1 tRNA gene is annotated in these 224 nt (G+C 40.2%); it reads left to right on the top strand.

The window, feature by feature from the left end:
- The first annotated feature begins 1 nt into the window (after position 1).
- A tRNA-Ala gene (locus G9F48_RS19610) sits at positions 2-77 on the top strand.
- Positions 78-224: the final 147 nt, after the last annotated feature.

Here is a 224-nt window from a genome sequence, read left to right as displayed (position 1 = left end):
CGGGGCCTTAGCTCAGCTGGGAGAGCGCCTGCTTTGCACGCAGGAGGTCAGCGGTTCGATCCCGCTAGGCTCCACCATTTATAAAAAAACATGTTGACTTTAAGAGAAACTTATTATATACTTAAAAAGTTGCTTGAGAAAGTGAACAAAATGATCTTTGAAAACTAAACAAGACAAAACGTACCTGTTAATTCAAAGTTTTAAATAAATCGCGCAGCAATGTG

Source organism: Bacillus sp. EKM420B (assembly GCF_011065565.1).
GTDB classification, from domain to species: Bacteria; Bacillota; Bacilli; order Bacillales; family Bacillaceae; genus Bacillus; species Bacillus velezensis.
The sequence above is the reverse complement of the archived record's forward strand: the minus strand, read 5'-3'. Positions and strand labels throughout refer to the sequence as shown.